20 protein-coding genes are annotated in these 24,297 nt (G+C 64.3%); 10 read left to right on the forward strand and 10 right to left on the reverse strand.

What is annotated here, in order from left to right; all coding sequences use genetic code 11:
• Positions 1-144 precede the first annotated feature (144 nt).
• Positions 145-555: a hypothetical protein gene (locus CCOS865_RS24930; protein WP_119145981.1), complete on the reverse strand. Its 411-nt coding sequence runs from the start codon at positions 553-555 to the stop codon at positions 145-147.
• A gap of 247 nt (positions 556-802) precedes the next feature.
• On the opposite strand from CCOS865_RS24930, the gene CCOS865_RS24935 reads away from it, so the two are divergent.
• Positions 803-4,633, forward strand: a complete 3,831-nt coding sequence (locus CCOS865_RS24935) for a sensor domain-containing protein (RefSeq protein WP_119145882.1) — start codon at positions 803-805, stop codon at positions 4,631-4,633.
• Positions 4,634-4,829: 196 nt separating this feature from the next.
• Positions 4,830-6,083, forward strand: a complete 1,254-nt coding sequence (gene glyA, locus CCOS865_RS24940) for a serine hydroxymethyltransferase (RefSeq protein ID WP_119145884.1) — start codon at positions 4,830-4,832, stop codon at positions 6,081-6,083.
• Positions 6,084-6,149: 66 nt separating this feature from the next.
• On the opposite strand, the gene yjiA is transcribed toward glyA, so the two are convergent.
• From yjiA to CCOS865_RS24955, 3 genes are all read right to left on the reverse strand, one after another.
• Positions 6,150-7,127 carry a GTPase gene (gene yjiA, locus CCOS865_RS24945; RefSeq protein WP_119145886.1) on the reverse strand — a complete coding sequence of 326 codons (978 nt, stop codon included), beginning with the start codon at positions 7,125-7,127 and terminating at the stop codon, positions 6,150-6,152.
• Between the two features lie 78 nt (positions 7,128-7,205).
• Positions 7,206-7,403: a YbdD/YjiX family protein gene (locus CCOS865_RS24950; RefSeq protein ID WP_119145888.1), complete on the reverse strand. Its 198-nt coding sequence runs from the start codon at positions 7,401-7,403 to the stop codon at positions 7,206-7,208.
• Between the two features lie 17 nt (positions 7,404-7,420).
• Positions 7,421-9,487, reverse strand: coding sequence for a carbon starvation CstA family protein (locus tag CCOS865_RS24955; protein WP_119145890.1), 2,067 nt, complete (start codon positions 9,485-9,487; stop codon positions 7,421-7,423).
• A 165-nt stretch (positions 9,488-9,652) separates the two neighbouring features.
• On the opposite strand from CCOS865_RS24955, the gene CCOS865_RS24960 reads away from it, so the two are divergent.
• Both CCOS865_RS24960 and CCOS865_RS24965 read left to right on the forward strand, forming a co-directional pair.
• Complete coding sequence (locus CCOS865_RS24960; protein WP_119145892.1) at positions 9,653-10,021, forward strand: PilZ domain-containing protein; 369 nt, start codon at positions 9,653-9,655, stop codon at positions 10,019-10,021.
• A gap of 261 nt (positions 10,022-10,282) precedes the next feature.
• Entirely contained in the window at positions 10,283-11,800 is a 1,518-nt protein-coding gene (locus CCOS865_RS24965) for a nucleobase:cation symporter-2 family protein (RefSeq protein WP_119145894.1), read from the forward strand.
• A 75-nt stretch (positions 11,801-11,875) separates the two neighbouring features.
• Here CCOS865_RS24965 and radA read toward each other — a convergent pair whose 3' ends face one another.
• Complete coding sequence (gene radA, locus CCOS865_RS24970; RefSeq protein ID WP_119145896.1) at positions 11,876-13,243, reverse strand: DNA repair protein RadA; 1,368 nt, start codon at positions 13,241-13,243, stop codon at positions 11,876-11,878.
• Between the two features lie 177 nt (positions 13,244-13,420).
• Between radA and mscL the strand changes: the two genes are divergently transcribed.
• Positions 13,421-13,840 carry a large-conductance mechanosensitive channel protein MscL gene (gene mscL / locus CCOS865_RS24975; protein ID WP_119145898.1) on the forward strand — a complete coding sequence of 140 codons (420 nt, stop codon included), beginning with the start codon at positions 13,421-13,423 and terminating at the stop codon, positions 13,838-13,840.
• Positions 13,841-13,939: 99 nt separating this feature from the next.
• On the opposite strand, the gene CCOS865_RS24980 is transcribed toward mscL, so the two are convergent.
• Complete coding sequence (locus CCOS865_RS24980) at positions 13,940-14,716, reverse strand: ferredoxin--NADP reductase (RefSeq protein WP_119145900.1); 777 nt, start codon at positions 14,714-14,716, stop codon at positions 13,940-13,942.
• A gap of 198 nt (positions 14,717-14,914) precedes the next feature.
• On the opposite strand from CCOS865_RS24980, the gene CCOS865_RS24985 reads away from it, so the two are divergent.
• Together CCOS865_RS24985 and CCOS865_RS24990 are read left to right on the forward strand one after the other, a co-directional pair.
• Positions 14,915-15,619 carry an autoinducer binding domain-containing protein gene (locus CCOS865_RS24985; protein ID WP_119145902.1) on the forward strand — a complete coding sequence of 235 codons (705 nt, stop codon included), beginning with the start codon at positions 14,915-14,917 and terminating at the stop codon, positions 15,617-15,619.
• A 96-nt stretch (positions 15,620-15,715) separates the two neighbouring features.
• The gene (locus CCOS865_RS24990; protein ID WP_119145903.1) at positions 15,716-16,840 is read left to right on the forward strand and encodes a methyltransferase; all 1,125 of its coding nucleotides are present in this window, start codon (positions 15,716-15,718) and stop codon (positions 16,838-16,840) included.
• A 124-nt stretch (positions 16,841-16,964) separates the two neighbouring features.
• On the opposite strand, the gene CCOS865_RS24995 is transcribed toward CCOS865_RS24990, so the two are convergent.
• Genes CCOS865_RS24995 through CCOS865_RS25005 form a run of 3 tightly spaced genes read right to left on the reverse strand, consistent with a single transcriptional unit; the run spans position 16,965 to position 19,584 of the window.
• Positions 16,965-17,117 carry a DUF2474 domain-containing protein gene (locus CCOS865_RS24995; RefSeq protein ID WP_119145906.1) on the reverse strand — a complete coding sequence of 51 codons (153 nt, stop codon included), beginning with the start codon at positions 17,115-17,117 and terminating at the stop codon, positions 16,965-16,967.
• 13 nt (positions 17,118-17,130) lie between these two features.
• The gene (gene cydB, locus CCOS865_RS25000; RefSeq protein ID WP_119145908.1) at positions 17,131-18,138 is read right to left on the reverse strand and encodes a cytochrome d ubiquinol oxidase subunit II; all 1,008 of its coding nucleotides are present in this window, start codon (positions 18,136-18,138) and stop codon (positions 17,131-17,133) included.
• A gap of 3 nt (positions 18,139-18,141) precedes the next feature.
• Positions 18,142-19,584, reverse strand: coding sequence for a cytochrome ubiquinol oxidase subunit I (locus CCOS865_RS25005; protein WP_119145910.1), 1,443 nt, complete (start codon positions 19,582-19,584; stop codon positions 18,142-18,144).
• A 345-nt stretch (positions 19,585-19,929) separates the two neighbouring features.
• Here CCOS865_RS25005 and CCOS865_RS25010 point away from each other — a divergent pair, with 345 nt between their 5' ends.
• Positions 19,930-21,159, forward strand: coding sequence for an MFS transporter (locus tag CCOS865_RS25010; protein ID WP_119145912.1), 1,230 nt, complete (start codon positions 19,930-19,932; stop codon positions 21,157-21,159).
• A gap of 15 nt (positions 21,160-21,174) precedes the next feature.
• Here CCOS865_RS25010 and CCOS865_RS25015 read toward each other — a convergent pair whose 3' ends face one another.
• Entirely contained in the window at positions 21,175-21,666 is a 492-nt protein-coding gene (locus CCOS865_RS25015) for a GNAT family N-acetyltransferase (protein ID WP_244216176.1), read from the reverse strand.
• A 187-nt stretch (positions 21,667-21,853) separates the two neighbouring features.
• Here CCOS865_RS25015 and CCOS865_RS25020 point away from each other — a divergent pair, with 187 nt between their 5' ends.
• Both CCOS865_RS25020 and trmA read left to right on the forward strand, forming a co-directional pair.
• Entirely contained in the window at positions 21,854-23,149 is a 1,296-nt protein-coding gene (locus CCOS865_RS25020) for an NCS2 family permease (RefSeq protein ID WP_119145914.1), read from the forward strand.
• A complete protein-coding gene (trmA, locus tag CCOS865_RS25025) occupies positions 23,146-24,231 on the forward strand; it encodes a tRNA (uridine(54)-C5)-methyltransferase TrmA (RefSeq protein WP_119145916.1) in 1,086 nt (361 codons plus the stop codon). The genes CCOS865_RS25020 and trmA overlap by 4 nt, the downstream gene beginning before the upstream one ends.
• The last annotated feature ends 66 nt before the right edge of the window (positions 24,232-24,297 follow it).

Below are 24,297 nucleotides of genomic sequence, written 5' to 3' on the forward strand. Positions count from 1 at the left end.
CATCGACGTACGACCTGGCTGATGCCAGGGGGATGTGTTTACGGGGTGTTATTGAACAAAGTCGACCATTCTACGCCAAGTCGTGGCGTTATACAGATGGCCGGATGGCCGACCGGATCGATGCCGGTCGGCGGTATGACAGGTTCAAACGTGCTGCTGTCTGGCCTTCTTGCCACGCGGCAGGCGGCTCTGGCCGGCCTGCTCGGCCAGGCGCGCGGCCCAGGCGGCCTTGGCATTGTAGCCAGTGGCAGGCGCAGGATTGGCCGCCGGCTGGGTGGTGACAGCCGCGCTTGGCGCAGGCGTGTGCACAGCCTTCACGGCCGGCTTGGCGACAGGCGCAGTAGCAGTAGCAACCACAGGCGCGGCGGCGGCCTTCGCCGACTTGCGCAGCTCGGCCAGCGATGGGCTCTTGCGCACGGGGGCAGCGTCCGGCTTGACCAGCGAACGCTGGCAGGACTTGCAGGATACGTCATCGGTCACGGCAGTGCTGACCAGGGTCTGACTGCTGCGCCCGCAGGCGGAATCGAGGCCATTGGTGGAATAGTGGGTAACCAAACCGTACATCTCCAGAAGCGTTGACAGTGAAGCGGCGCGCATTCTCGCACAGGTTGCAGGGGCTTGCCGAACCGCACCCGACGGGCAAGACACCCGGTCGCGGCAAGCGGCGCTGGCACTTCGCCATATTTGCAGGCATGCTAGCCGGCTTCGTGTGTCCAGCCTTATAGTGCGCGCCGTCCCAGGCACAGGCACGGCCCATGCATGTTCCACCCCTGCCATCGCCGCCCAATTGCAGGACCGACGCTTGACCAATCTCAACCAACTGCCCGCGTTGCGCCCCGCTCCCACTTCGGGATCCGCCTCCCTGCGCGGCTCTCTGAAGGGCGCGCTGGCCTTGCTTGCGCTGGTTTTGCTGGGTTTGCTGGTGTGGCAGCTGTTCGCCCAGTTCCGCCATACCCAGGCCGACCTGCGCCAGCACAGCGTGGTGGCCAGTGCCGAACTTGCCGACCACCTCAACCTGAACATGGCGCTCAAGGCCCAGCAGGCGCTGAACCTGGTCCAGCCCTACGTCAAAGTGCCGACGCCCGAAGCCCTGCCTTCGCTGCTCGCCCACTTGCAGGCGCGCCTGCCTGGCCTGCGTCACATCGCCTGGCTAGACAGCCAGGGGCAGGTGCTGGGCGACAGCCTCGACGGCAGCCCCGACCGCCAGTTGATTGACGAGTTGTTGCAACTCAACCAGGGCAACGGCTACTTCTTCGCCAACGCCGCCGACAACAGCCTGGTCTACCTGCTGTTGCGCCAACCCAGCGAACAAGGCCGCGGCTATTGGCTGCTGCGCCTGTCCAGCGACTACTACCAGGCGCTCACCGTGCACCTGGACAGCCCCGGCCATCCGCTCTGGCTGCTGGAAAACAGCCGCAGCGGCGCGGTCCTGGAACGCCACGGGCCGGTGGCCGTGAGTGACGAGCCGCTGCACAGCGTGATGCTCGCCTTCATCGACAACAGCCCCTGGCAGTTGCGCGGCCTGTACGATGCCGGCCAGGCCCGCCAACAGCTGCTGCCGGCCCTGATCGGCAAGTGCCTGCTGGTGCTGATCTGCGCGCTGCTGCCGGTCCTCGCGCTGATCAACATGCGCCGCCGTCACCGCGCGCTGCAGGAAGACCGCCGGCGCTACCAGGAAATCTTCGAGGGCACCGGCGTTGCCCTGTGCGTGCTCGACCTGTCGAGCCTGCCCGGCCAGCTCGACCGCTATCACCTGCGCAACCATGCTGCCCTCAAGCAGAGCCTGGCGCTGGACCCTAACCTGCGCCGCTCGCTGCTGCAGGAACTGAAAATTACCGAGATCAATCAGGTCGCCCGCCAGCTGCTCAACGTGCAGTCCAACGAAGGCGCCTGGCAGCGCCTGATCGAAGGCACCGGGCATGGCCGCGAGAGTGTCGGCATGCAGTTGATCGACGCCCTGATCGAACAACGCACGCTGCTCGAACTGGAAGTGCGCCTGCCGGCGCCGCTGGGCGGTGAACTGCACCTGTGGCTGATGGCGCGCCTGCCGCTGCAGCGCCGCGACTACCAGGCGGTGATCCTGAGCATCAGCGACATCACCAGCCGCAAGCAGGTCGAGTTGTCGCTGCTCGAGCGCGAGAGCTTCTGGTCGGACGTGGTCCGAACCGTGCCCGACCAGTTGTATGTGCAGGACGTCGCCAGCCAACGGATGATCTTCAGCAACCGCCACCTCGGCCAGACCCTGGGCTACGACCGGGCAGAACTGGCACAGATGGGCGATCGCTTCTGGGAGCTGCTGCTGCACCCCGAGGACGCCGCGCATTACCGCGACCTGCGCCAGCTCCAGCGCGACAGCGGCCACAGCCAGGCGCTGCACTGCCAGCTGCGCTTCCGCCACCGTGACGGCCGCTGGCGCTGCTACGAGATCCGCGAACAGGTGCTGACCCGCGACGCTGAAGGCCAGGTCACGCGGATCATCGGCGTCGGCAAGGACGTCACGGTGCAGATCGAGGCCAGCGAGTCGTTGCGCGACAGCGAGCAGCGCTACCGCATGCTCGCCGAGAGCATCAGCGACGTGATCTTCTCCACCGACAGCCAGTTGCAGCTCAATTACGTCAGCCCCTCGGTGCTGGCGGTACTCGGCTACCAGGCCGAGTGGATCTTCGAACATGGCTGGCAATCGATCGTCGCCAACCCGAGCCAGTTGACCGGCGTCTACAGCCTGATGGACCGCGTCAGCAAGGTGCTCGGCGACCGCGAACAGCTGGCGCAACTGCGCAGCCAGCTGCCGACCCAGCTGTTCCTGTTCGACTGCCTGCGCGCCGATGGCCGCAAGATCCCCATCGAACTGCGCCTGGTGCTGGTCTGGGACGAGCACGAGCGCTTCGAAGGCGTACTCGGCGTGGGCCGCGACATCAGCCAGCAACGCCGCGCAGAAAAAGACCTGCGCATGGCCGCGACGGTGTTCGAGCACTCGACCTCGGCGATCCTCATCACCGACCCGGCCGGTTACATCGTCCAGGCCAACGAAGCCTTCAGCCGGGTCAGCGGCTACGCGGTCAATGAAGTGCTCGACCAGTTGCCCGGCATGCTCACCGTCGAAGAGCAGCAGGACGCGCACCTGCGCTATGTGCTCAAGCAATTGCACCAGCGCGGCAGCTGGGAAGGTGAAGTCTGGCTCAAGCGCCGCGACGGCGAGCACTACCCGGCCTGGGTCGGTATCACCGCAGTGCTCGACGACGAAGGCGACCTGGCCAGCTACGTGTGTTTCTTCACCGACATCAGCGAGCGCAAGGCCAGCGAACAGCGGATCCACCGCCTGGCCTACTATGATGCCCTGACCCACCTGCCCAACCGCACCTTGTTCCAGGACCGCCTGTACACCGCCCTGCAGCAGGCGGAACGGCAGAAGTCGTGGGTGGTGCTGATGTTCCTCGACCTCGACCGCTTCAAGCCGATCAACGACTCGCTCGGTCATGCGGCGGGCGACCGCATGCTCAAGGACATGGCCCAGCGCCTGCTGGACTGCGTCGATGACGACGACACAGTGGCGCGCATGGGCGGCGACGAGTTCACCCTGCTGCTGCAACCGCGGGCCAGCCGCGAGCTGGCGCTGAACCGCGCCATTCATGTGGCCGAAAGCATCCTCGCGAGCCTGGTGCGGCCGTTCGTCCTGGAAAACCGCGAGTTCTTCGTCACCGCCAGTATCGGCATCGCCCTCAGCCCGCAGGACGGCAGCGAACTCAGCCAGTTGATGAAGAACGCCGACACGGCGATGTACCACGCCAAGGAGCGCGGCAAGAACAACTTCCAGTTCTACCAGACCGAGATGAACGCCAGCGCCCTGGAGCGCCTGGAGCTGGAGAGCGACCTGCGTCACGCCCTCGAGCAGAACGAGTTCATCCTCTACTACCAACCGCAGTTCAGCGGCGACGGCAAGCGCCTGACCGGCGCCGAAGCGCTGCTGCGCTGGCGCCATCCGCGGCGCGGCCTGGTGCCGCCGGGCGACTTCATCCCGGTGATCGAAGAGCTCGGCCTGGTGGTCGATGTCGGTGACTGGGTGCTGCGCGAGGCCAGCCGTCAGCTCAAGGCCTGGCACCAGGCCAAGGTACGCGTGCCCAAGGTTTCGGTGAACATCTCGGCGCGGCAGTTCTCCGATGGCCAGCTGGGCACGCGGATCGCCACCATCCTCGAAGAGACCGGCCTGCCGCCGGCGTGCCTGGAGCTGGAACTGACCGAGAGTATCCTGATGCGCGAGGTCAACGAGGCCATGCAGATCCTCGACAGCCTGAAGAACCTCGGCCTGAGCATCGCGGTCGACGACTTCGGCACCGGCTACTCATCGCTCAACTACCTCAAGCAGTTCCCGATCGACGTGCTGAAGATCGACCGTACCTTCGTCGACGGCCTGCCCGAAGGCGAACAGGATGCGCAGATCGCCCGCGCCATCATCGCCATGGCTCACAGCCTCAACCTGGCGGTGATCGCCGAGGGCGTCGAGACCCACGAACAGCTTGAGTTCCTCCGCGAGCACGGCTGTGACGAGGTCCAGGGTTACCTGTTCGGCCGGCCGATGCCGGCCAATCAGTTCGAGGCGCAGTTCAGCAACGAGACCTTGTTCATGTTCCAGTGACTGGGTCGCCTGGGCAGCTGCCAGGGGCCTGAAAAAACGGACCTGAAAGTCAACTCGAAACCCGGCCCAGCCCAGGCCGGGCGCGGCATGCCACATGAGCCCCATTGGTCCGCGACATGACGCCACTTCATATGCCATGTACGGATCAATCGGTTAGAATGCCCACCCAATTAAGCCCCGATCCTTGAGGACCGCCATGTTCAGCCGTGATTTGACCATTGCCAAGTACGACGCCGATCTGTTTGCCGCCATGGAGCAAGAAGCTCAGCGTCAGGAAGAGCATATCGAGCTGATCGCTTCGGAAAACTACACAAGCCCCGCCGTCATGGAAGCCCAGGGTTCGGTACTGACCAACAAGTACGCCGAAGGCTACCCAGGCAAGCGCTACTACGGCGGCTGCGAATACGTCGACGTGGTCGAGCAACTGGCCATCGACCGCGCCAAGGAGCTGTTCGGCGCCGACTACGCCAACGTCCAGCCGCACGCCGGTTCCCAGGCCAACGCTGCTGTCTACCTGGCCCTGCTGTCGGCCGGTGACACCATCCTGGGCATGAGCCTGGCCCACGGCGGTCACCTGACCCACGGCGCCAGCGTCAGCTCGTCGGGCAAGCTGTACAACGCCATCCAGTACGGCATCGACGCCAACGGCCTGATCGACTACGACGAAGTCGAGCGCCTGGCCCTCGAGCACAAGCCGAAGATGGTCGTTGCCGGTTTCTCCGCCTACTCGCAGGTACTGGACTTCGCCCGCTTCCGTGAAATCGCCGACAAGGTCGGTGCCTACCTGTTCGTCGACATGGCCCACGTAGCTGGCCTGGTCGCCGCTGGCGTGTACCCGAACCCGGTGCCGTTTGCCGACGTGGTCACCACCACCACGCACAAGACCCTGCGCGGTCCACGCGGTGGCCTGATCCTCGCACGTGCCAACGCCGACATCGAGAAGAAGCTCAACTCGGCGGTCTTCCCGGGCGCCCAAGGCGGCCCGCTGGAGCACGTCATCGCCGCCAAGGCGATCTGCTTCAAGGAAGCCCTGCAGCCTGAGTTCAAGGCCTACCAGCAGCAAGTGGTGGAGAACGCCCAGGCCATGGCCGAAGTGTTCATCGCACGCGGTTTCGACGTGGTCTCCGGCGGTACCCAGAACCACCTGTTCCTGCTCTCGCTGATCAAGCAGGACATCTCCGGCAAAGACGCCGACGCTGCCCTGGGCAAAGCGTTCATCACCGTCAACAAGAACTCGGTACCGAACGATCCACGTTCGCCGTTCGTTACCTCGGGCCTGCGTTTCGGCACTCCAGCCGTCACCACCCGTGGTTTCAAGGCTGCCGAGTGCCGCGAGCTGGCGGGCTGGATCTGCGACATCCTCGCCGACCTGAACAACGAAGCGGTGATCGACGCCGTTCGCGAGAAGGTCAAGGCCATCTGCAAGCAGCTGCCGGTGTACGGCAACTGAGTGGCAATCGCCTGATGTAAAAAAGCCCGGCCATTGTGCCGGGCTTTTTCATGCCTGGGTGTCAGGTCAATTGCCGCTCAACGCCTCGAATCCCTGCCGAATCTTTTCCTCGGGCAGTTCATCACCGATGAACACCAGCACACTCTCGCGCGCCTCGCCGTCCTTCCACTCGGCATCCCAATCGAAGCCATACAGCTTGAGCACGCCCTGGAACACCAGGCGGCGATCGTCGCCGGCAATGTTCAGCACGCCCTTGTAGCGCAGCAGCTGCTTGCCATGGCTTTCCAGCAGCTCATTCATGAAGTCGCTGAGGGTATCGATATCCAACGCCGCCTCGGTGCGCAGCACCAGGGTCGAGATACGGTCCGGGGTAGCCGGTTTGAGCACCGGGCGCAGGGTCGGCCTGAGGCCTACACCCAGGTCGGTGTTTAGGTTGAAACCGCGCACGTCGAGCAACTCGGCGAGATCGATACGCCCCTGCTCGACCACGCGGATCCCCGCACGCCCATTGATCCGCGCCAGCCGCTCGCTCAGCGCCTGGACCGCGGCAGGCTCGACCAGGTCGGTCTTGCTCAGCAGCAGCCGGTCGGCAAAGCCCACCTGGGCCTGGGCGATCGCCTGGGTCAGGTGCACCTCGGCATGCGCCGCATCGACCAGGGTGATGATGCCGTCGAGCAGGTAACGCTCACGCAGCTCCTCGTCGATGAAGAAGGTCTGCGCCACCGGCGCCGGGTCGGCCAGGCCGGTGCACTCGATCACCAGCCGGTCAAAGGCGATCTCGCCAGCATCGAGGCGCTCGAGCAGCAGGTACAGGGCCTTGGTCAGGTCGGTGTGAATGGTGCAGCAGACGCAGCCGTTGGCCAGGGTCATGACCTGCACCGGCTCGTCGCCGAGCAGCTGGCTGTCGATGCCGGCTTCGCTGAATTCGTTTTCGATCACGGCCAGCTTCAGGCCATGCTCGGCCTTGAGCATGTGCTTGAGCAAGGTGGTCTTGCCGGCACCGAGAAAGCCGGTCAGGACGGTTACGGGAATGGGCGCTTGCACGCAAAAATCTCCTCAAGCCAGAAATGAAAGTGGGAGCCCGGCTGCCCGGGCTCCCACAGGTTCACGCTTGCCGCAGGTTCAACAGCACTTGGGCCCGGACTTGCCACCGTAACGGGCTTCCTGGCGCTCTCGGAAGAACTCCTCGTAGCTCATCACCGGCTTGTCCGGATGCTTGCCCTGCATGTGCTCGACATAGTTGTCATAGTCGGGCATGCCGACCATCAGGCGGGCTGCCTGCCCCAGGTACTTACCCAGTCGACCCAGGTCGTTGAACATGGCTGCAATCCTCTCGTTTACGCGTCAGGCAGTGCCTGGAACGGGGTTTCCTTGTCGCTGCGGTCCTTGCGGCCCAAGGCGCCGTAGCCGACCTTGACCGCGAACAGCAAGATGCTGAACACCACCAGCAGGAACAGGATGGTCAGGCCAGCGTTGGTGTAAGCGTTGTAGATCACGTGCTGCATCTGGCCGATGTCCTTGGCCGGTGCCAGCACCTGACCGGCGTCCAGGGCCACGCTGTACTTGTTGGCCAGGGCCAGGAAGCCGACAGCCGGGTTCGGGTCGAACAGCTTGATGAAGCCGGCCGTGGTGGTGCAGATCAGCAGCCACACCGCCGGCACCAGGGTGACCCACATGTAGCGCTGGCGCTTCATCTTGATCAGGACCACGGTGCCGAGCATCAGGGCGATACCGGCGAGCATCTGGTTGGAGATGCCGAACAGCGGCCACAAGGTGTTGATGCCACCCAGCGGGTCGATCACGCCCTGGTACAACAGGTAACCCCACAGCGCCACGCAGCCCGCGGTGGCCAACAGGTTGGCACCCCACGACTCGGTACGTTTGAGCGCCGGGACAAAGCTGCCGAGCAGGTCCTGCAGCATGAAGCGCCCGGCACGGGTACCGGCGTCGACCGCAGTGAGGATGAACAGCGCCTCGAACAGGATCGCGAAGTGGTACCAGAAGGCCATGGTGTTTTCACCCGGCAGTACCTGGTGAAGGATCTGCGCGATACCCACCGCCAACGTCGGCGCACCCCCGGCACGGGCCAGCACGGTGTGCTCGCCGATGTCGCGGGCGACCGCTTCGAGTTGCTCGGGGGTAATCAGGAAGCCCCAGCTGCTGACCGTCGCCGCTACCGAAACCACATCGGAGCCGACCACGGCGGCCGGGCTGTTCATGGCGAAGTACACGCCAGGCTCGATCACCGAAGCGGCGACCATCGCCATGATCGCGACAAACGACTCCATCAGCATGCCGCCGTAGCCGATGTAACGGGCGTTGGTTTCGTTGTCGAGCAGCTTGGGCGTGGTCCCCGAAGAGATCAGCGCATGGAAGCCCGACACCGCACCACAGGCGATGGTGATGAACAGGAACGGGAACAGCGTGCCTTTCCAGACCGGGCCGGTGCCGTCGGTGAACTGGGTCAGGGCCGGCATCTTCAGCTCAGGCGCGAGCACCAGGATACCGATGGCCAGGGCCACGATGGTGCCGATCTTGAGGAAGGTCGAGAGGTAGTCGCGCGGCGCCAGCACCAGCCACACCGGCAGTACCGCGGCGACAAAGCCGTAACCGACCAGCATCCAGGTGATCTGCACGCCGGTGAAGGTGAACGCCGGGCCCCAGACCGGATCCGCCGCGACCAGGCCACCGGCCCAGATCGACAGCAGCAGCAGGACCACGCCGATGATCGAGATCTCGCCAATCCGCCCCGGGCGGATGTAGCGCATATAGATGCCCATGAACATCGCGATCGGGATGGTCGCCATCACCGTGAACATGCCCCACGGGCTCTCGGCCAGGGCTTTGACCACGATCAGCGCCAGCACCGCGAGGATGATGATCATGATCAGGAAGCAGCCGAACAGGGCGATGGTCCCAGGGATACGGCCCATTTCTTCGCGGACCATGTCGCCCAGCGAACGGCCGTTACGGCGGGTGGACATGAACAGGACCATGAAGTCCTGGACGGCACCGGCCAGCACCACACCGGCGATCAGCCACAGGGTACCGGGCAGATAGCCCATCTGCGCCGCGAGCACCGGACCGACCAGCGGCCCCGCGCCGGCGATGGCCGCGAAGTGGTGACCGAAGAGGATGTGCTTGTTGGTCGGGACGTAGTCCAGACCGTCGTTGTTGAGTACCGCGGGCGTGGCCCGACGGGGGTCCAGTTGCATCACCTTGGTGGCGATGAACAGGCTGTAGTAGCGATAGGCGACCAGGTAGATGGCCACTGCCGCGACCACGATCCACAAGGCGTTGATGGCCTCGCCGCGACGCAGGGCAACCACACCCAGCGCACCCGCGCCCAGGAGTGCCACCACTAACCACGGAAGGTGGCGTAGCAGGCTATTATTGTTGTTCATGGTTTACTTCCAGCTGGTGGATTGGAAAGACCGCCCATCGAGTCTAGGGCCAGTCAAGGCGCATTGCCACACTTGCTTTGGTCTAGAGCCTTTGCTGCCCGATTGCATGCGTTGATACGGCTGCCCTTTCAACTATAGTCAGGTTGTCTTGCGGAGGGTTTTCCCATGAGCGGTCACGACGAACGCCGGCGCTTCCAGCGCATCTATTTCGACGCCCCCACTGACCTGCGCCAGGGCGACCGGAGCTGGCCAGTGCAACTCCTTGATGTATCGCTCAAGGGTCTGCTGGTCCAGCGCCCCGTGCAGTGGGACGCCGACATGACCCAGGACTTCGATGCGGTCATCCACCTCAACGACAAGACTACCCAGGTGCGCATGCAGGTCGAGCTGCGCCACGAAGAACCCGACCGCCTCGGCTTCGCCTGCCTGTTCATCGACATCGATTCGATCAGCCATCTGCACCGTTTGGTGGAATTGAACGTGGCCGACAGCACTGAAATGATGCGTGAACTGCGACAACTCATCGAAGATTGATATCTCTTAGCTAGCTAAGGTTCTTCCCGCCATTTGTTTCTTGTCTACCCAGACAGCTTCTAACGGGGCGTCTGGAGACTTGTACACATCTATCTAATACCGCCTCTGCCGAGTTGGAACGCATTCTGCATTCAGTAAACGCGCTGTTTGCGGGCACCCTTGTGCGCGCTCTGATCAAAATATTGTATACAATTCTTGTGGCCATCCTTTGTAGGAAGTGTCTACAGTAGCCGCACAACAATAAACAGAGAGCCTGCTCCAATGACTACGTCCCCTAGCACGTCTCCCGCCCAACGTCCCGAGGACGAAAACCTCGGTCTGGGTGCCAACCTGGCTTATGGTCTGCAGCATGTGCTGACCATGTACGGAGGAATTGTCGCGGTACCCCTGATCCTGGGGCAGGCCGCGGGCCTGAATCCGGCGGAGATTGGCCTGCTGATCGCCGCCTCGCTGTTCGCCGGTGGCCTGGCGACGCTGCTGCAGACCCTCGGCCTGCCGTTCTTCGGCTGTCAGTTGCCGCTGGTCCAGGGTGTGTCGTTCGCAGGCGTTGCGACCATGGGCGCGATCCTCAGCAGTGAAGGCGGCGGCGGCCTGCAAGGCGTGCTTGGCGCAGTCATGGCGGCCTCGCTGATCGGCTTTCTGATTACCCCGGTGTTCTCGCGGATCACCAAGTTCTTCCCGCCACTGGTGACCGGGATCGTCATCACCACCATCGGCCTGACCCTGATGCCGGTCGCCGCGCGCTGGGTGATGGGCGGCAACAGCGCTTCGCCGGAGTTCGGCAGCATGGCCAACATCGGCCTGGCCGCGGCGACCTTCGCCATCGTCCTGCTGCTGAGCAAGCTGGGCAGTGCGGCGATCTCGCGGCTGTCGATCCTGCTGGCCATGGTGTTCGGCACCCTGCTCGCCTGGTCGCTGGGCATGGCCGACTTCGGCAAGGTCACCGAAGGTCCGATGTTCGCCTTCCCCACGCCGTTCCACTTCGGCATGCCGACCTTCCACATCGCCGCGATCCTGTCGATGTGCATCGTGATCATGGTGACGTTGGTGGAAACCTCGGCCGACATCCTCGCGGTGGGCGACATCATCGACACCAAGGTCGACTCCAAACGCCTGGGCGACGGCCTGCGCGCCGACATGGCCTCGAGCATCCTGGCGCCGATCTTCGGCTCCTTCACCCAGAGCGCCTTCGCCCAGAACGTCGGGCTGGTGGCCGTTACCGGGGTCAAGAGCCGCTACGTGGTAGCCACCGGCGGTGTCATCCTGGTGGTCCTCGGCCTGCTGCCGGTGATGGGCCGGGTGATTGCCGCGGTGCCGACGCCGGTCCTCGGTGGTGCCGGTATCGTGCTGTTCGGCACGGTGGCCGCCAGCGGTATCCGCACCCTGTCGAAGGTCAGCTACAAGAACAACGTCAACCTGATCATCGTCGCCGCCTCGCTGGGCTTCGGCATGATCCCGATCGCCGCGCCGAACTTCTATCATCAGTTCCCGAACTGGTTCGAGACCATTTTCCACTCGGGCATCAGCTCGGCGGCGATCATGGCGATTCTGCTGAACCTGATCTTCAACCACTTCACCACCGGCAACTCGGACCAGCAGTCGGTGTTTGCCGCGGCCTATGAACGCACCATCCAGTATTCGGACATCTCCGCCCTGCGCGATGGTGACTACTTCAAGGATGGCAAGCTGTTCGATGCCGAGGGCAATGAAGTGCCGTTGCTGGAGGTCGACGAACATGGCAACGAGGCGCCCCGGCGCAAGGCGGTCGCGGAGCACTGATCAGCTGTTGAAGTGATCGTGGGGGGCAGCCGATGCGCATCATCGGCTGCCCCTTTTTTTCATGGGGCGCTATTTTTACTCGAACAACGCATCCAAGGCCTGTTCCAGGCGGGTCACAGCGATGACCTGGAGCCCAGGCGGTGACTCCTTCGGCGCATTGCCCTTGGGCACGATGGCGCGCTTGAAGCCATGCTTGGCGGCCTCCTTGAGGCGCTCCTGACCACTGGGCACCGGGCGCACCTCACCGGACAACCCGATCTCGCCGAACACCAGCAGGCCGTGCGCCAATGGCCGGTTGCGCAGGCTCGACATCACCGCCGCCAGCAACGCCAGGTCGGAAGCGGTCTCGAGCACCTTGACCCCGCCGACCACGTTGAGGAACACGTCCTGGTCATGGGTGGGGATGCCGCCATGCCGGTGCAGCACGGCCAGCAGCATGGCCAGGCGGTTCTGGTCCAGGCCCAGGGTGACCCGCCGAGGGTTGGCCAGGTGACTGTCGTCGACCAGCGCCTGAACCTCGACCAGCATCGGCCGAGTGCCTTCCCAGGTGGCCATGACCACGCTGCCGGGGACTTCTTCCTGGGCGCGGTTGAGGAAGATCGCCGAGGGGTTGGAGACTTCTTTCAGGCCGCGGTCGGTCATGCCGAACACGCCCAGCTCGTTGACCGCGCCGAACCGGTTCTTCACCGCACGCAGCAGGCGCAGGCGGCCATCGGATTCGCCTTCGAAATACAACACGGTATCGACCATGTGCTCGAGTACCCGCGGCCCCGCCAGCGAGCCTTCCTTGGTCACGTGGCCGACCAGGAAGATCGCCGTACCGCTCTGCTTGGCATAGCGCACCAGCAGCGCCGCGCTCTCGCGCACCTGGGCGACGCCACCCGGCGCCGACTGCAGCTGTTCGGTGAAGATAGTCTGGATCGAGTCGATGACCATCACCCGCGGCTTCTCTATACGGGCGGTGGCGATGATGGTCTCGATGCAGGTTTCGGTCATCACCTTGAGCTGGTCCTGGGGCAGCCCCAGGCGCCGCGAGCGCATGGCCACCTGCTGCTGCGACTCTTCGCCGGTGACGTACAACGCCGGCATGCTGGTGGCGATGTTGCACAGGGTCTGCAGGAGGATGGTCGACTTGCCGATACCGGGGTCGCCGCCGATCAGCACCACCGAGCCGTCCACCAGGCCACCGCCCAATACCCGATCAAGCTCGGTGCTGCTGGTGGTGAAGCGGGGGATTTCCTCGACGCTGACTTCGGCCAGGGTCTTGATCTGCGCCTGCTGGCCGGTCCAGCCGGCACGCCCGCTGGGTGCCGCCGCACCACCGCTTTCGATCATGCTCTCGACCAGGGTGTTCCAGGCACCGCACTCACCGCACTGGCCGGCCCATTTGGGAAAGGTCGCGCCGCACTCGGTGCAGCTATACAAGCGCTTGGCCTTGGCCATGGGGGGCAGTCTCCTGGAAAAAGCAGCCATGATAGCCGAGCGCAGGGTGTCGCGAGGGCCGCTGGATGCGACAAAACTATTCGATCTAACCGCAGTCACTATCTGCACGCATCACGCATGAAGCGTTCAAGTGGCTTACACTGCGATTACTTATCCATTTGTTACAAGGAACAGACCATGGGCATGATCAGTGAATTCAAGGCGTTTGCGGTCAAGGGCAATGTCGTCGACATGGCCGTTGGTATCATCATCGGTGCCGCCTTCGGCAAGATCGTCTCGTCGTTTGTCGGCGACGTCGTGATGCCCCCGCTGGGCCTGCTGATCGGCGGCGTGGACTTCAGTGACCTGGCCATCACCCTCAAGGCCGGCGAAGGCGACATTCCGGCAGTGATGCTGGCGTATGGCAAGTTCATCCAGACGGTGATCGACTTCGTCATCGTCGCCTTTGCCATCTTCATGGGGGTCAAGGTGATCAACCGGCTCAAGCGTGAAGAGGCTGTGGCGCCGAGCGTGCCGCCAGCACCGACCCCACAGGAAACGCTGCTGACGGAAATTCGTGACCTGCTGAAAACACAGAATCAGAACCGCCTGCCCTGAACGCAGCGCAAAGCTTCTAGCTACAAGCGGCAAGATAAAGCGGGGCCTACGCTGAGCTGCTTTTCTTGTCGCTTGCAACTTGCCGCTCGCAGCTGCGCGTCACCAGTAGTTTTCGACCGCGACCTGCCCCGGGCGCTTGCTCAGGTTCAACTGCAGGTCGCGCGCCTTGAGCACCTTGCGCGTGTCATCGATCATCTGCGGATTGCCGCAGAGCATGATCCGCGAGTGCTCCGGCGTTAACGCCAGCCCAGCCGCGCGCTCCAGCTCACCGCTTTCGATCAGCGTGGTGATCCGTGCATTCAGCGCGCCGGGGTACGCCTCGCGGGTGACCACCGGGATGAACTGCAACTTGCCGGCGAACTCCGCCAGGTAGTCGCGCTGCTCGAGCCCGGCGATCTCGTCCAGGTACGCCAGCTCGTTGGCCTCGCGTACCGAGTACACCAGTTTGATCGCGTCAAAGCGCTCCCAGGCCTCGAAGTCCTGCAGGATCGACATGAACGGTGCGATACCGGTGCCGGTCGCCAGCAGCCACAGGTCTCGACCGTCGGTGAACCGGTCCAGGGTCAGGTAGCCAAACGCCTGGCGATCGATCAGCAGGCTGTCGCCCTTGCCCAGACGACTCAGTTCGCTGGTGAACTCGCCCCCCGGTACCACGATCGAGAAGAAGTCCAGGTGCTCGTCATGCGGAGCGCTGACCATCGAGTACGCCCGCCAGACCACGCTGCCATCGGCCTTGGTCACGCCCAGGCGGGCGAACTGGCCTGAACGGAAGCGAAACCCGGGGTCGCGGGTAACCCGCAGCGAGAACAGGTTGGGCGTCAACGGCTGCACGTCGAGCAGGGTTTGGCGGGTGAATTTGTCAGCGCTGGCAGTCATGACCGGCTCCATAAATCAGGTGCGCCCATTTTCGCCGAAAGCGACGTGGATGAACACCGACGGTTTGCAGGGAAAAGACGCGGTCATGCTGAGAACTGGACCGCTATAGCGAAAAAAACCTACCGATCTCTAGGATATTTCCTACAATCAGGCGGGCACATATGCTATTGGATCCAGTGTCATCCACGGAGCGGTCTCATGCCACAATGGAATTCAGAACAGCTGCAGATGCTGTTGGCCGAACGCGAGCCAACGCAGCTGTTCCAACGCGCATTGACGCTCGTGGAAGACCTCGGGATGAGCTACCTGGGCATCACTCTGCACCTGCAGATCGCTGCCAGCCGGCCGCATATCATCCTGTACAACAACTACCCGCCTGCGTGGAACGCGCGCTACGCAGACATCGATGTGTTCAAAAAGGACCCGGTCGTCAGCCGATGCCACAGTACAACGCTGCCGGTGCTGTGGACCGATGAGTTGTTTCGCGAGGTGCCGCAGTTCCGCGACGCGGCGTGCAGCCACGGTTTACGCCATGGCTGGACACAGTCAGTGCATGATCAGCGGCACAACGAGACCCAGCTGAGCGTGGCCCGACCTTGGGGCCCTGTCGACATAGGCGAGTTCTACGAACAAAGCCCACGGGTACTCTGGCTCTGCAACAGCCTGCACGCGCTGCTCACGGAGCACCACCTGGCGAGCCTGGCGCCGGTGCCGAAACTCAGCGGGCGTGAACTGGAAGTGCTCAAATGGTCGGCCGATGGCAAGACGGCTGAAGCAATCGGCCGCATCCTGACGCTGTCGACCAGCACCATCAACTTCCATATCCGCAGCCTGATCGCCAAGACCAACGCTGCGAACAAGGCCGGCGCCATCGCCATCGCCAAGAGCTGCGGCCTGATCTGACGCTTGGCCCCACCGCCCGCGCAAAGCCCTGTAGAATCCCGCCCCTGAAGCTCGTCGTGGTCTGCGGCGGGCAGATTCGTACCCGAGCCCCATGCCATGCCCCTGCTGACCAGCCCCTTTGCCGAACTTGACCTGATCCGCCAACCGGAGCAGGCCGACGACCCCTTGCAAGCGTTCGACGCTGCCGACCAGTACCTGCTCGAGCACCTGGCCAGCCAAGGGCTGCCCAGTGACTGTCGGGTGTTGGTCCTCAATGACAGTTTTGGCGCCCTGGCGGCCAGCCTCTGCGCTGACCTGCAGGTGGTCAGCAGTGGCGATTCGCACCTGGCCCGGCTGGCCCTGGAGAAGAACCTGGCGCGCAATGAGCGGCCGTTCGACAGCGTGCCGTTCGTGCCGGCCAACGAAGCCTGGCAAGGGCCGTTCGACCTCGTGCTGGTGCGCGTTCCGAAAACCCTGGCGTTGCTCGAAGAGCAGTTGATCCGCCTGCAAGGCCACCTGGCGCCCGGCGCCCAGGTCATCGCCGCCGCGATGATCAAGCACCTGCCACGCGCGGCCGGTGACCTGCTGGAAAAGTACATCGGCCCGGTGCAGGCTTCGCTGGCGCAGAAAAAAGCCCGGCTGCTGACCGCCAGCTTGGAAGAGCGCCCACGGGTCAGCTCGCCCTACCCCACCCGCTACCAGCTGGATGCGCCGGCGCTGGAGCTGGTCAACCACGCCAATGTGTTCTGCCGCGAAGGCCTGGACATCGGTACCCGGGCGTTTCTCCCGCACTTGCCTCGTGATCTCGGCCAGGCGCGGGTAGCCGACCTTGGCTGCGGCAACGGCGTGCTGGCGATAGCCTGTGCGCTGCTCAACCCTGAAGCGCAGTTCACCCTGGTGGACGAGTCGTACATGGCGGTGCAGTCTGCGCTGGAAAACTGGCAGGCGGCGTTGGGCGATCGGCCGGTAGAGGTGCGTGCGGCGGATGGCCTGGCCGGGCAGGAAAAACAATCGCTGGACGTGGTGCTGTGCAACCCGCCGTTCCACCAGCAGCAGGTGGTCGGCGACTTCCTGGCCTGGCGGATGTTCCAGCAGGCGCGTGATGCGCTGGTAGTGGGCGGGGCGCTGTATATCGTCGGCAACCGCCACCTGGGGTATCACAGCAAGCTGGCGCGGTTGTTCCGCGGCGTCGAGCAGGTGGCGGCGACGCCGAAGTTCGTGGTGCTCAAGGCGCGTAAATAGCCCAGCATGCCGCTGGGGCTGCTTCTCAGCCCATCGCAGGCAAGCCAGCGCCTACGGGACGGCGCTGTCCTGTAGGAGCTGGCTTGTCTGCGATGGGCCGCAAGGCGGCCCCAGCTTTTGCAGATCAGTGCGTACTCAACCCCGCCGCGCTCATGAACAGGCGCATCAACCAGGCCGCCACTCCGAGCGTCGCCACGCTGGCGGCCCAGATCAGCACCAGCCAGCCCAGCCGCTGCCACAGCGGCTTCTTCTCTTCGATACCCGGCTTACTGGCCATGCCGCGACCCTCCTCAGTGGTAGCCATCGTCGTGGGTCACCTTGCCGCGGAACACGTAATAGCTCCAGAACGTGTAGCCAAGGATGAACGGCAGGATGAACAGCGTGCCCACCAGCATGAAGCCCTGGCTCTGCGGCGGGGCCGCGGCCTCCCAGATGGAGATCGACGGCGGGATGATGTTCGGCCAGATGCTGATACCCAACCCGCTGTACCCCAGGAAGATCAGCACCAGGGTCAACAGGAACGGCGTGTAGTTGGCGTTACGTGCCACCGCCTTGAGCAGCCCGTAGAACGTCACCAGCACCAGGATCGGTACCGGCATGAACCAGATCAGGTTGGGCATGCTGAACCAGCGCTCGGCAATCTGCGGATAGGCCAGCGGCGTCCACAGACTGACGATGCCGATCACCACCAGCAGCACCAGCGCCAGCGGCCGGGCCAGGTCGTGCATCTGCTTCTGCAGCGGGCCTTCGGTCTTCATGATCAGCCAGGTGCAGCCGAGCAAGGTGTAGGCAACGATCAGGCCCAACCCGGAGTACAGGCTGAACGGCGTCAGCCAGTCCAGCGAGCCGCCGGCGTAGTGGCGGTCGACCACCTTGAAGCCCTCGATGAACGCCCCCAGCGCCACGCCCTGGAAGAACGTCGCCACCAGCGAGCCGCCAATGAACGCCTTGTCCCACAGGTGGCGCTTGTCGTCCTTGGCCTTGAAGCGGAACTCGAACGCCACGCCGCGGAAGATCAACCCCACCAGCATCAGGATCAGCGGCAGGTAGAGCGCCTCCAGCACCACCGCGTAGGCCATCGGGAAGGCGCCGAACAACCCCGCGCCGCCCAGCACCAGCCAGGTTTCGTTGCCGTCCCAGACGGGGGCGACGGTGTTCATCATGACATCGCGGTCGCCCTTGGCCTTGACGAAGGGGAAGAGCATGCCGATGCCCAGGTCGAAGCCGTCCATGACCACATACATCATGACGCCGAAGATGATGATCACGGCCCAGATCAGCGGAAGATCGATACCCATGGCTCAGGCCTCCTTGTTCAGGCTGACGGCGTCGGTATTGGCGTCAGCGCTGTCGTCAGCGGCCGACAACGGTCGCGCCGGCGTGCGCTGCTGGCCAGGGCCGCCCGGAGGCTGGCTGTCGCCCTCGCCGGTGTGCGGGCCCTTGCGCACCAGGCGCATCATGTAGCCCAGGCCGGTGCCGAACAGGGCGAAGTAGACCACCACGAAGATCACCAGGGTCAGGCTGAGCTGCAGTGTGCTGTGGTTGGAAACGCCCTCCGAGGTGCGCATCAGGCCATACACCACCCACGGCTGTCGGCCGATTTCGGTGGTGAACCAGCCGGCCAGCACCGCGATCAGCCCGGACGGGCCCATCCACAACGCCAGGTAGAGGAACGGCTTGCAGCTGTAGAGCTTGCCCCCTCGGCGCAGCCACAGGCTCCACAGGCCGACGAAGATCATCAGGAACCCAAGGCCGACCATTACCCGGAACGACCAGAACACAATGGTCGAGTTGGGCCGGTCTGCCGCCGGAAACTCCTTCAAGGCCGGCACCTGCTTGTCCAGGCTGTGGGTCAGGATCAGGCTGCCCAGCGCCGGGATCTCCAGCTTGTAGCGGGTGGTCTCGGCCTGCATGTCGGGGATGCCGAACAGGATCAGCGGGGTCGGCTCGCCGGGCACGTTTTCCCAGTGGCCTTCGATGGCGGCGATTTTCGCCGGCTGGTGCTTCAAGGTGTTGAGGCCGTGGAAGTCGCCGATCACCGCCTGCACCGGGGCGACGATCAGGGCCATCCACATGGCCATCGAGAGCATCTTGCGCACGGCCGGATTGTCCCGCCCGCGCAGCAGGTGCCAGGCGGCCGAGGCGCCGACGAAGAACGCCGTGGCGACAAAGGCGGCGGTGGCCATGTGCATCAATCGATAGGGGAACGACGGGTTGAAGATGATCATCAGCCAATCGGCCGGGACCACGCGGCCGTCGATGATTTCATGGCCCTGGGGCGTCTGCATCCAGCTGTTGGAGGCCAGAATCCAGAAGGTCGAGACCAACGTGCCCAGCGCCACCATCAACGTGGAGAAGAAGTGCAGCCCTCGGCCGACGCGGTTCCAGCCAAACAGCATGACCCCGAGGAAACCCGCCTCGAGGAAGAAGGCCGTGAGGACTTCGTAGGTGAGCAAGGGGCCGGTCACCGCCCCGGCGAAGTCCGAGAAACGGCTCCAGTTGGTCCCGAACTGATAGGCCATGACCAGGCCCGAGACCACGCCCATGCCGAAGTTGACGGCAAAGATCTTCGACCAGAAGTGGTAGAGGTCACGGTACACATCGTTGTGGGTCTTCAGCCACAGGCCTTCGAGGACTGCCAGATAGCTCGCCAGGCCAATGGTGATGGCCGGGAACAGGATGTGAAACGACACGGTAAAGGCAAACTGGATTCGGGCGAGCTCTAGGGCTTCTAAGCCGAACATGGTGCTTCCTCTTCAGAGAATCCGGCGTCCGGGCGTGTGGCCCTGGTGCCCACTGCCCCCACGGTTATCGAGTGCGGCGCGTTGGAATTGTTCTGTTCGATCGCAGGGAATCAGGCCTGGTGGCCAAACCGTTGCTTTTGGAACGATTGATCCAAATCAACGGTTGTTTTCAAGCATAGTCCCGAATGCGCACGCCAGGCGTGTGGTTGAATGCCGCGTGACCGCTTGCCTCACCCGCTTTACCCCAGTGTGAAAAGGTGCTCACTTCGCGCCATAGCAACCATTTGTTACAAACAGGTGGTACGCTCAGCTCCCCCCAGGATCGCCGAGGCTGCAGGTTTCACGATGTCCGACTCCGCCCCGCAGTTGTTACGTCACCACCGTCCCTTTCTCGCCTTCTGGCTGGCCCGGGTGTTTACCGCCAGCGGCTTCCAGATGCTCACCGTGGCCATCGGCTGGCAGCTCTATCAGCTGACCGGCAACGTGCTCGACCTGGGCCTGGTCGGCCTGGTCGAGTTCGCCCCACGGGTGCTGTTCATGCTGCACACCGGGCATGTCGCCGACCGCTATGACCGGCGCAAGGTGGCCGCCCTGTGCCAGAGCCTGCAAGCCTTGATCGCCGTGGCCCTGGTCGTTGGCAGCGCCAGCGACAGCGTCAGCCGCGAGATGATCTTCATCCTGGCGTTCCTGCTCGGTGCCACCCGCTCGTTCGAAATGCCCGCGACCCAGGCGTTGCTGCCCAACGTGGTGCCGCCAGGGCTGTTCCCGCGAGCAGTGGCGGCGTCGGCGTCGGCGACCCAGGCCGCGACCATCGTGGCCCCGGCAATCGGTGGCTTGCTCTATGCGTTCGGCAGCATCTGGGTGTACGGCCCGACCGTGGCGCTGTACGTGATCGCCTGCGCGCTGACGCTGAGCCTGGATGCCCGCCAGCAAGTGCCGCAACGCGGCCGCGCCAGCCTCGAGTCGCTGCTGGCCGGGATCCGCTTCATCCGCAGCCGGCCGGACATCCTCGGCGCCATCTCGCTGGACTTGTTCGCCGTGCTGCTCGGCGGCGCCACCGCGCTGCTGCCGGTGTTCGCCAAGGACATCCTGCTCACCGGTGCCTGGGGCCTGGGCCTGCTGCGGTCGGCACCGGCGGTCGGCGCGTTGCTGATGTCGGTGTGGCTGGCGCGCTTCCCGTTCGAACGCAAAGTGGGCCGGACCATGTTTACCGCGGTGGGGGTGTTCGGCGTGGCGACCATCGCCTTTGGCCTGTCGACCTCGTTCTGGTTCTCGCTGGCGGTGCTGGTGGTGCTGGGCGCGGCCGACATGATCAGCATGGTCATCCGCAGCTCGTTCGTGCAGCTGGAGACGCCGGACGAGATGCGCGGGCGGGTGAGCGCGGTCAACGGCTTGTTCATTGGTGCTTCGAACCAGCTCGGCGAGTTCGAGTCGGGGGTGACGGCGCACTGGTTCGGTACGGTGCCGGCCGTCGTCCTCGGTGGCGTCGGTACCCTGGTGGTGACCGGGGTGTGGATAAAACTGTTCCCCACGCTGGCGGGTCGCGATCAACTGCACAGCAAGCCGGGCGGCTGATCGTCGGGGGGCCGCCTACAAGGTCAGCGTCAGGCAGCACTCGTAGCCGCTGCGGGCGCGGTAACCCTCACCGGTGTCCTGCCAGCCAGTCGCCTGGTAGAACGCCAGGCCGGCGTGGTTTGCCCGGTCCACCGACAACTGAAGGCGGCAGACGTCTGGCCACATGGCCTGGACCAGGCCCGGCAGCGCCTGCAGGCAAGCTCGCCCCACGCCGCGGCCTTGAAACCGATGGTCGACCTGCAAGGCCGTGATCGTCGCCGCGTCAGCCGCCGCCCAGGCGGGCAGGAACGCACCACACTGAAGCAACAGGAACGCCCGTGGCACGTCGTCGAGCAACAGCGCCACGGCGCGCCGCTGGTCGCTGTTGCAGCTCAGCAGCAGGTACAGGGCACTGGCCACGTCGCCGGCATACTGCAGCTGCTCGGGCAGCAGCTGGATAGCGCTCAGTTGAGCGCGCTGGGCCGGGTTCAGGTCTCGGTAGTCAATCAGTTGCACAGCAGTGCTCACAGGATGGCCGCCTACGGCGTGCGGCGCAGAATCTGCAGTGTATCGCGACATTGATTACCGCTCACCGAGCATGCTGGTATGATGCGCGGCTTTTTTCAGCCCCACATAAACACGGCATCCGGTACGGTCTGTGCTTTGCTGATGGGGTCGATACATTCACGGCGCCGGGGGCGCCAGGGGAGCGGGCATGCTGGAAAGGCTGTTTCAACTAAAAGCACACAACACCAATGTGCGCACCGAGATACTCGCGGGCGTCACCACCTTCCTGGCCATGGCCTACATCCTGTTCGTCAACCCGAGCATCCTCGGCGAGACCGGCATGGACAAGGGCGCGATCTTCGTCGCCACCTGCCTGGCAGCAGCCATCGGCTCGGCGACCATGGGCCTGATCGCCAACTACCCGATCGCCCTGGCGCCGGGCATGGGCCTCAACGCCTTCTTCACCTACACCGTGGTCCTGCACATGGGCCACACCTGGCAGGTCGCGCTGGGCGCGGTGTTCCTGTCGGCGGTGCTGTTCTTCCTGCTGTCGATCTTCCGTATCCGCGAATGGATCGTGAACAGCATTCCGCTGCCGCTGCGCTCGGCGATTGCCGCCGGCATCGGTTTGTTCCTGGCGTTGATCGCCCTGCATAACGCTGGCATCGTCGTCGATAACCCGGCCACCCTGGTCGGCCTTGGCGACCTCAAGAACCCGGCGCCGGTGCTGGCCACCCTGGGCTTCTTCCTGATCGTCGCCCTCGAGGCGATGAAAGTCCGTGGCGCGGTGCTGATCGGCATCCTCGCGGTGACCGTGGCCTCGATCGTGATGGGCGTGACGCCGTTCGCCGGGGTGGTGTCGATGCCGCCGTCGCTGGCGCCGACCTTCCTCCAGCTGGACATCGCCGGGGCGCTCGACGTGGGCCTGGTCAGCGTGATCTTCGCCTTCCTGTTCGTCGACCTGTTCGACAACTCCGGCACCCTCATCGGCGTCGCCAAGCGCGCCGGCCTGATGGGCAAGGACGGCCACATGCCGAAGATGGGCCGTGCGCTGATCGCCGACAGTACCGCCGCCATGGCCGGCTCGCTGCTGGGCACCTCGACCACCACCAGCTACATCGAGTCGGCCGCCGGCGTCAGCGCCGGTGGCCGCACCGGCCTGACCGCCATCGTGGTCGCGGTGCTGTTCCTCCTGGCATTGTTCTTCGCACCGCTGGCCAGCAGCGTACCGGCCTTCGCCACCGCGCCAGCGTTGCTGTTCGTCGCCGTACTGATGGCCTCGGGCCTGGCTGAAATCAACTGGGACGACGTCACCGAAGCGGCGCCGGTGGTGGTGACCGCCCTGGCCATGCCGCTGACCTACTCGATCGCCAACGGCATCGCCTTCGGCTTTATCGCCTGGACCGCCATCAAGCTGCTCTCGGGCCGCCGCCAGGACCTCAACCCGGCGCTGGTGATCCTCTCCATTCTGTTCGTCATCAAGCTGGGCTGGTTCAACGCATGAGTGCTGTCTTCGATCCGTCTGCCTACCAAAGCCTGCTGGCGCCCAAAGTCGAGCGCCTGCGCGACCTGCTGGCGCCGTTCGATGCGCCGCAGCCGGCGGTATTCGACTCGCCGCGCGAGCATTATCGGCTGCGCGCCGAGTTCCGCCTGTGGCGCGAGGAGGGCCAGCGCCATTACGCGATGTTCGCCCCCGGCGAGAAGCACAAGGCGATCCTGATCGACGACTTCCCGATCGCCAGCGAGCGCATCAATGTGCTGATGCCGCGCCTGAAAGCCGCCTGGCAGGCCAGCGAAGCACTCAGCAACCGGCTGTTCCAGGTGGAGTTCCTCACCACCCTGGCGGGCGATGCGATGGTCACCCTGTGCTACCACCGCCCACTCGATGAAGCCTGGGAGAGCGCCGCACGGCAACTGGCCGAAGACCTCGGTGTGAGCCTGATCGGCCGCTCCAAGGGCAAGCGTCTGGTGATTGGCCGCGACTATGCGGTAGAGAAACTCGACGTCGCCGGGCGCACCTTCAGCTACCGCCAACCCGAGGGCGCCTTCACCCAGCCCAACGGCATGGTCAACCAGAAGATGCTCAACTGGGCCTTCGAGGCCATCGGCGAACGCGACGATGACCTGCTCGAGCTGTACTGCGGCAACGGCAACTTCACTCTGCCGCTGGCCACCCGCGTGCGTCAGGTGCTGGCCACCGAGATCAGCAAGACCTCGGTCAACGCCGCGCTGCACAACCTCGACGAGAACGGCGTGGACAACGTGCGCCTGGTACGCCTGTCGGCCGAAGAGCTGACCCAGGCGCTGAACGAGGTTCGCCCGTTCCGTCGCCTCGAAGGCATCGACCTGAAAAGCTACGATTTCGGCACGGTGTTCGTCGACCCGCCGCGCGCCGGCATGGACCCGGACACGTGCGAGCTGACCCGACGCTTCGAGCGCATCCTGTACATCTCGTGCAACCCGGAAACCCTGGCGGCCAACATCGCCCAGCTGCACGACACCCACCGGATCGAACGCTGCGCATTGTTCGACCAGTTCCCCTACACCCATCACATGGAAAGCGGGGTGTTGCTGGTCCGCCGCTGACCCGTCTGGGTCAGACAAAAAAACAGGGCCTTCGCGGCGTTCTTTTCGCGGGTAAACCCGCTCCCA

It is taken from the genome of Pseudomonas reidholzensis (assembly GCF_900536025.1).
GTDB classification, from domain to species: Bacteria; Pseudomonadota; Gammaproteobacteria; order Pseudomonadales; family Pseudomonadaceae; genus Aquipseudomonas; species Aquipseudomonas reidholzensis.